This is a genomic window from Nitrospirota bacterium (assembly GCA_016212215.1).
Taxonomy (GTDB): Bacteria; Nitrospirota; 9FT-COMBO-42-15; order HDB-SIOI813; family HDB-SIOI813; genus JACRGV01.
Genome location: JACRGV010000013.1, coordinates 1 through 8,069, shown reverse-complemented (window position 1 = coordinate 8,069; position 8,069 = coordinate 1). Strand labels below are relative to the sequence as shown.

Annotated in this window: 9 protein-coding genes; 1 reads left to right on the top strand and 8 read right to left on the bottom strand. The window is 43.0% G+C overall.

Annotation, left to right across the window (positions count from 1 at the left end; genetic code table 11):
- From HZA08_01770 to HZA08_01755, 4 genes are all read right to left on the bottom strand, one after another.
- On the bottom strand, positions 1–1,691 hold a 1,691-nt coding region (locus tag HZA08_01770; protein MBI5192150.1), incomplete at its 3' end, for a hypothetical protein.
- A gap of 26 nt (positions 1,692–1,717) precedes the next feature.
- Complete coding sequence (locus tag HZA08_01765) at positions 1,718–2,248, bottom strand: hypothetical protein (GenBank protein MBI5192149.1); 531 nt, start codon at positions 2,246–2,248, stop codon at positions 1,718–1,720.
- Positions 2,221–3,528: a hypothetical protein gene (locus tag HZA08_01760; protein MBI5192148.1), complete on the bottom strand. Its 1,308-nt coding sequence runs from the start codon at positions 3,526–3,528 to the stop codon at positions 2,221–2,223. The genes HZA08_01765 and HZA08_01760 overlap by 28 nt, the downstream gene beginning before the upstream one ends.
- Positions 3,518–4,264, bottom strand: a complete 747-nt coding sequence (locus tag HZA08_01755; GenBank protein MBI5192147.1) for a hypothetical protein — start codon at positions 4,262–4,264, stop codon at positions 3,518–3,520. Before HZA08_01755 ends, HZA08_01760 begins: the two co-directional genes overlap by 11 nt.
- Positions 4,265–4,277: 13 nt before the next feature.
- Here HZA08_01755 and HZA08_01750 point away from each other — a divergent pair, with 13 nt between their 5' ends.
- On the top strand, positions 4,278–4,493 hold the full coding sequence (locus HZA08_01750; GenBank protein MBI5192146.1) for a hypothetical protein: 216 nt from the start codon (positions 4,278–4,280) through the stop codon (positions 4,491–4,493).
- 32 nt (positions 4,494–4,525) lie between these two features.
- On the opposite strand, the gene HZA08_01745 is transcribed toward HZA08_01750, so the two are convergent.
- The 4 genes from HZA08_01745 to HZA08_01730 form a co-directional block, all read right to left on the bottom strand.
- Positions 4,526–4,882: a hypothetical protein gene (locus HZA08_01745; GenBank protein ID MBI5192145.1), complete on the bottom strand. Its 357-nt coding sequence runs from the start codon at positions 4,880–4,882 to the stop codon at positions 4,526–4,528.
- Between the two features lie 21 nt (positions 4,883–4,903).
- Positions 4,904–5,524 (bottom strand): PEP-CTERM sorting domain-containing protein, encoded by a 621-nt coding sequence (locus HZA08_01740; protein ID MBI5192144.1) that lies wholly within the window; start codon positions 5,522–5,524, stop codon positions 4,904–4,906.
- A 499-nt stretch (positions 5,525–6,023) separates the two neighbouring features.
- On the bottom strand, positions 6,024–7,172 hold the full coding sequence (locus tag HZA08_01735; protein ID MBI5192143.1) for an ATP-binding protein: 1,149 nt from the start codon (positions 7,170–7,172) through the stop codon (positions 6,024–6,026).
- A gap of 345 nt (positions 7,173–7,517) precedes the next feature.
- Positions 7,518–8,048, bottom strand: coding sequence for a DUF1566 domain-containing protein (locus HZA08_01730; GenBank protein MBI5192142.1), 531 nt, complete (start codon positions 8,046–8,048; stop codon positions 7,518–7,520).
- Between the last annotated feature and the right edge of the window lie 21 nt (positions 8,049–8,069).

The following is an 8,069-nucleotide window of genomic DNA, read 5'->3' as shown; positions in this document are numbered from 1 at the left end:
ACTTTCAAGGTGCTGTCGTCAACAATCAGTGCCGTATTGTTTTGAACCGCAACCCCTCTGGCTGTCCCTGCTATATTTACCGCCCCAAGAAGGACAGGAAAGGAAGGGTTGGAAATATCTATAATACTAAGGCCGGAAGAACCATCTGCAATAAATGCACGGGTACCTGAAACCACAATGTCCTGAGCAATTCCCGGTGTATCCAGTGAGCCTACAATTACGGGAGAGGCCGGATTACTTATATCCATAATCTGAAGACCGGATTCACCGTCAGCAATATAAGCAAAATTACCTGAAACCCTGATATCTATGGCAGTGCCGGGTGTATCCATTGAACCGGCAATATTCAGATTAGAAACATCCACTACCTGAAGGCCTGCAGAAGACCCTGCGGCAACGTAAGCATAATTATTGTTCACATCAACATTGTTGGCATATCCGGGGATGGAGATGTATGAAAGTGCTTTGGGAGAGAAGGCCCTGACTGTTACTCGTGATATAACATTAAAACCGCTGTTTGACGCTGTGATTGATGCAACTCCATTAGCCCCTGCATATACAAGACCGTCCGTTGCACCAAAACTGGCAACTGATAAATCACTGGAATTATAATTAGTGCCCCGGGCAGATGAAGTGAGGTCTATCCTCGTACCATCAGTCAGTACACCTGTCACAGTCAACTGCCTTGATGCCTCACTCATTATGGTGTTAAATACAATGACAAAATTAGACGGCGTCGCCTCAAGACTTGAGAGTGCCTGTGCAAGGTTAATGCTTGCAGAATTCGTCGGGTCACTGCCGGTCTGAATCTCAAGGCCATCCCTGATACCATCACCGTCACTATCTGCAAGAAGCGGATTTGTTATATATCCATCATCACCAGTCTTTACCTCCTCACCATCTTTTATCCCGTCTCCATCAGAATCAGCAGAGCGAAGCATAGTACCATTATCATATTCCTCTTTATTAGTCAGACCGTCATGGTCAGCATCTTCCAAAGCATCATAATGCTCGTTTGGATTAAGGCCATTGGCAAGCTCCCAGTCATCAGGGATACCATCATTGTCAGCATCATTACTGCCGGTTGTATTTGTAATGGTAAACAACATGGATGTTAATACCATCTCATTGGATGCAGAGATTATCACCTTACCGGTGCCTGTTGCAGTTACAAGACCGTCATCTGATACAGTTGCAATATTAGGATTAGTTGTGCCATAAACAGTGCCTTTAGAACCCTGCGTAATGTCACTCATTGAGCTGTCAGGATAAGCCGCTGTCACAACCAACTGGGCAGTTGTCCCAACAGGATTGAGTGTAAAATCAGGGGTTGAAGGTGATGCTATGGAAACTGCCGATGGAACAGGCTCAAAGACATCAAGCGAAATATCCCCAACCTTAATAGAACCGTTCGCCGGTACAATCACCCAGTCAGACTGACCTGACCTTGTTACCCCGTTCTCAACGCATGTTGCCCTTACCCTGACCTTACCCATATTAGAAGGAACATTAGGGATAACCCAGCTCCCATCTTCCTTAACCTGTGCCGTGCGGTTAAGGACACTGACGGTGCAGTTCTGATTGAGTGCGGCAATAGAAAGGGATGGTAAGAGAAATGGCAGTACATTGAAAGCAACAACAATGCTTACTGTTAGCTTAAGAATATAAGTCAGGCAATTTTTTCGTTTCATATAATCACTCTATTCAGTTATGGCAGTTATGGGCAGCAGAGGCAGTATTGCTGCTGTCTTTGTACCCATGCATCATAGCCCCCTATATCAAGCCCAACTTTATAGGCTGATGCCCATAAGAAACATTCCGCTCTTTCAGCCAGATAGCATGGACATAAACCCAAATCTACACCTGAGTATGGACAAACATCTGTGGGATAAGCTGTATTGCACACAGCAATCATATCATTGTACATGGTCTGGTCACATACTGTCTGAAAGGAACCGCATGTCTGGTAACACACGTCATGTTTGTTACAAGGCAAATCTATTGGCGAGGAGCCATGCGGGAAAGGTGGCTCCGGTTGACCGAACGCAGTACTGTACGAATTACCGGAACTATCTTTTACACCGCAATGACCTCCGACAGGGTCCTGAACACTGAGGCCCGGTGTAATAATGGCGATAATGGGGGGAGTTGAACACCCGTCAATTTCATGATTTCTGGAAGTAAATTGAGTACTATCCGGACATTTTGTAAGCAGCGTATTTAAATCCGATACTGCCTTAGATACCACCTGACCATTAAAACAACATTCAGCAACGTTTGCCGTTCCATCAGGCTTTGGAGGATGAGAGCATCCCCCCCCCCCTGACACAAATCATCCGTACATACATTCCCATCATCCGCACACGAACCACCCGAATTGGGATGCGTGCAGGAACCGTTGTTACATACATCCGAGGTGCATTGATTCCCATCATCAGTGCATGAGCCGCCCCCGCTGGGAACACAAGTATTATTGTTGCATGTCTTACACTCCGGGCAGTTGTTCGCACTCCCTGTTGGTGCAGGATTACCGCCGCAGTGCCAGCCGGCCTTCACAACACCGACACCAAGGTCAGACTCTATCACCAGACCATCGTTACTCACCGTCCCTGTTCCAATACTGACAAACACACCAAGGTCATGGTCAAATGAATACATGTTCGTCTTTTCACATGGGACTAAGCCATCTGCATTAGGGATAGTGAGCGGGGCAGGAGGATCAAACACTGTTCCCGGCGGTTGTATTGTTACTATAAATCTCGGCTGCTGGCCTATCTGCGGCACCATAGGCACCTTGTCAGCATGAACCTGAGTTACAGAGATACTGCCGTGCTTTGTCCCATCAGGGAATGTAGCAGAGCCTGGTTTAATTGTTAGTGAGAAACCCGGCACTTCGGACAACGTATAGATTATATCCTCTGTCTCATTACCCGTTATCTCCTGGAAATTTGCAAGGTCAAGGGGTACGAGATATATAGGCATGCTGACCTTATTATCAGCACCTGACACAGTTGTAATCTCATACATCAATGTAGGATATTCAAGCACACCAAGCTGTCCAGCAGTAGAACCATCTGCAATCAAATGAACAGGGCCGACAGGGACATTGTTTATCAAAAACACCCCATTAACATCAGTCTTCTCCTCCCTAGTTGTCCCTTCAACCTTCATCGTCACATTGCGTATAGGGTTATTGGAGTTATCCAGCACAACACCGCTAATCCTTGTATTGCCAGGATCACCTGGTATCATACCTGTTGATGTAAATCCTGCAGGCGGCATGGTATTACCCTCAAATGTTGCCTCAATCACATTACCATCATTGCCTGCTGTCGGACCTAATACAAATCCTACAGTTGCCCTTCCATCACTGTCTGAATTAATTGTTATTGTATTCAACCCATTTGACTGAAAATGTCCCCCGCCTTCTACTGCGGTAAATATCACCGGTACATTTCTTAATGGGTTATGCCCCTCATCAGTTACAAAGGCCACAAGAGGCTCCGGCAGAAGTTGATTAACTGGCACCCCTCTGCTGGCTCCCCTGTGCTACATAAATCGCCGCAGGGAGCTTCATCATGCCTGATGCAATAAAAAACACAGTTCCCTTTACACCGGTTGCTGAAACCTCTACCCTGTTATTTCCAGAACCGGCCCAACTGCCTAATGATAACGATGCACTTGCCAAACCGCTTGCATCCGTAAGAACTGCTGCAGCCCTCATCTCCGTACCGGAGGCAGTATCATAAAGTGTGCCGTTATTTTCATTTACCCTGAATACAACCACCTTACCTGATACAGGATTATTGTTCTTATCTTTAAGAGAAACCACAAGCGGATTAGGAAGCTGAGAACCTATAAAACCACTCTGGCCATTCCCTGATTCTATATTCAGCGTAACTCTGGGAGTTGTGTCACGAGTAACTGTAATACTGTTACTTGCCAAATTCCCCCATTGGTCACTTCCATCTGCTGTAATAGTATTAGACCCTGGGATTAACGGTATCGAACGTGCTGTAAAATTCCGGTTAGCAATCTCTGCAGTTACACCATTTACTAACACACTCCCCTGATTATCATTAACCGTACCACGCACAATGTCATTTATTATTCCTGTCACATCTATTGAATCAGCAGTTGTTGTGTAACCATCCGGCGGTGAATTGATAGCAACCTGCGGCGGCGTTGAATCAAGTGATATGTTCACACTTGCAGTTGACATATTATTCGCCGGATCAACCGCCTTAGCCGCAATCGTATTCATACCTTCTGAAAGAGTGATACCGGAAACTGAAAATGAACCGGCTGAAACAGTGGCAGTAACCCCATTAACCGTTACAACAGCAGTTGGGTCATCTATAGTACCTGATACCTTAATTGGGGAAGTGGCTACGGTGATGAGATTTTGCGGGGAGGTGATTGAAATATTTGGTAAGACCGTGTCCGTAATAACAATATTCCCGCCGCCAAAATTCTTCGGCCCGGCAGAATAATGAATACTCCCGTTAGGCTTCCTGATGACAATTTAAATTGAGTCAGGCCTGCCGTCTGATAGCGTCATAATAAACGAATACCCAGATACATTGTTGATACTGCATATACCTGAAATAGTACCTGTAGTGCCGACACCGGATATGGTCAAATCAGTAATAGAGGTACTGACCATACTCATGCGTGTTCTGGAGTAATAATATTTGACGAGACCGGAAGGTGTATTTACGCCATCCCTGCTTACGTCAATTGCAAAAATAGCTTTATAGGTTTGAGTCTCTGGAAAGATATAACCATTGCCGGAAATGCGGTTTATAGCGGCATTAGTTATGGACGATAAACAAAAGAATAGCGCCAGTACAAGCAATACAACGAAAACTTTTCTTGTCATAGCGATTCACCTTGACTTGTTTTACTTCTTTACACCTACTATTTTTTTAACACGACCGTATATACCCATAACGGCAAGGCCTGCCCCAAGCAGCATAACAGTGCCAGGCTCAGGTACGGAAGGCGGCGGGAACGTTTGGGATAAATAAATCGGAGTAGTGCTGTCAAAGGGATCATTCATCAATACACTCGCCTCCCATAATTCAGGGTCTGACATTTCTCCATATCTGACAGTTGTCTTAAAACTAAATCCGGTTAATGAACTGCCGGGGGGAAGGTCGTTTCCAGTAGGAGGTATTCCTGGATTCATAGACGTTGCTAATGAAAAGCCGGAGGTAGAGAACCATATACCCTGTGTGAATCCGTCACCCCATCCAACAGGAAGCGCTCCATCTAAAAAATCTCTACTGCCTGCATAAGTAAGGTCAACGTAAAAAATATCATAATCAGTACAGTCTCCCGTAGCTGTAGAATTATTACTTAATGTAAAATCATACTGCCATTTACCTGAAAAAGGCCCTGTAGTCACAAGACTCTCCGCATAGCTGAAATCCATACCAGGGGTACAAAGAGCAGCAAACACTGAAACAGGTAATAAAATTACAACTAAGAAGGCTATAACAATAGTACGTTTAATATTCATTCTGACATTTCTCCTGTGTTACATTATTTTTAATGTATTATTTAGAGATAATGAGGCCATTACAAAATTTCTCAAATTTTTATTTAACTTTAAAGGTGTATGAAATACTAAGAAAATTTCCTAAATATAATTCTTGCAATAACTATACCATTACAAATACGCTTTTATTTTCAATAGGTTATAATTAGCTTTCGCCGGTCCCATTGATTAACTGTTAAATTTCCTGTCACTTTTATCCTATTACCAATAATGATTAACACCGTAAGTAAATATATAACCAGATATATTCCTGATTTATCAAAGGGATAGTGCAACATAACGTAAGTGTCAACTTGTTTGTCAGTGATTTATTATCAGATGGAATTATTTGATTGGTTTATCAAGGAAATATATTATAAATCATAGAGTTATAATAATGATAGCAGTGTTAAATTTCCTGTCACAATCAACTAATTGCCCCTTGCTCAAGCATCTACAATCTCAGATTCGTGATACCTATCTACACTTCTATCGGGACTGCCATAAACTCATCAAAATTGGAGGGCGTAATAATCTGAAACTTACTATTTTTATACGCTGACGTAAATTCGTGTGCAGCTTTCAAATTGGGCCGGCCTTCTGTCCACTTGAACTCATAAGCCCTTAATTCGCCATGACTTTCTTCTATTAAGTCAATTTCCTTTTGGTCATACGTGCGCCAGAAATAGAAATTGGCATGTCGGCGCTGGTGGGCATATACCTTCATCCTCTCAATCACTGCGTAGTTTTCAAAGAGCGCTCCTGAGTCTGAGCGTATATTCAGGGGATTGAAATTGCGTATCAGTGCATTGCGAAATCCCAAATCAACAAAGTAATATTTTGATGTTTTTGAGATTTCTTTTCGCAGGTTACGGCTGAACCCTCTCAGGTTAATTATCACAAACATCTTCTCCATCAGATCAAGATATTTTTCTACAATGGTTTTTGAAATTGACAGGTGTGATGCAAGTTCCGCAGTAGAGACTTCAGAACCGATTTGCAGGGCCAGGAGGGTAAGCAGGTCTATCACCTTTTTGGGCTTTCTAACCTGCTCAAACGAAAGGATGTCACGGTAAAGATAGTTATTTATCAGGTCATAAAGATAGTTCTCCTTTTCTTCCATGAACAGGCTGATTGTCATCGGGTACATTCCGAATCTCAAAAACTCTTCCATGCGCTCGCTGTTGGAAGTCATCGGCGGATTCACAGGTAATTCGTTGTATGAAAATGGGAATAAATTTAAGGTTGTGGAGCGTCCGGTCATAGGCTCATTGATCTTATTGGCAAGGTCAAATGATGCTGACCCCGACGCAATAATATGTATCTTTAATTGATCAAACAGGAGCTTCAGGGTCAATCCAATATTCTCAACCCTTTGGGCCTCATCAATAACCAATAACCTGTTATTACCAACAACTGTTTTCAGTTTATCCAGATCAGCCCTGCCTAAAAGCTCCTGAGTACGTATGTCATCACCGTTAAACTGTACATACGGAAGAGGAGTTTTTGCCAGCACCTGCTGGATAAGGGTAGTCTTCCCTGCTTGCCTCGGCCCATACAAGATGATGGTATTCGGCTCTGAATCCAATACTTTTTGAATATGGTAAAACAAACTTCTCTCAATTTCCATAAATTGAGCATAATATACTTTACTCTATTTGTCAAAATTACGCAGATGGTGTTAACAAAAAAGTCACCATCAACTATTGCGGTTTTTATATTATTATTAAGGTCTATTGCAACAGTTCCAACTGCAAGGAACTTTCCAAGGTTAACCGCTAGCCTGTTATAGTGATTTATGTTCAGATGTAATTACCTGCTTGATTTAGCAAGGAAATATATTAAAAATCATAGAGTTAAAATAAACAAAAGAAGCGTTAAATATCCTGTCACAATCAACTAATTGTCCCAAACTCGATTTGATGGCTTTTGTTATGAAATACCGTAAACATAATCATATCCCTAAGTTACCAATTCACTGTACGGAACGTACTGGCCATACATAGCGGATATTACTAGCTTTTATATTACCAGGCCAACTATTAAGATCGTAGCCCTGCGCCATATATAATGTCCACGCATTTTGTGTAATAGGAATAACTGTAGTAGATGACCACAAGTAGGCAGTTGACAAAACATTTGTGAATGGATGGCCGTTCGGCAATGCAGGAGAGTATGCTGAACGATCAATAAGACTAAGGCTCTCTTTTATATTTGGAAGTCTCCAATCAGAATACCCACACAACGTTAAACCATTGGCATAGCTAATTGCCTCTTGCCATAGAAGCTGACCGGCAAGATTTACGTTCTTGGCCCACATTAGCCCGGTCAGATTATCAATGACACAATCTCCCGTAACACTGAACCTCGGGTCAGGCCATGCAATACGTAACCCTTCAGTGAGGCGTGGTGACACGAAAAAACTACTTGCGTTCTGGTTGCCATCTATGGTACAACATGATGAATGGAGATGGCGGTCAGATATCGTGGCAGAGAATTCGCCCATGAGGAAATAGCCGAAGTACGT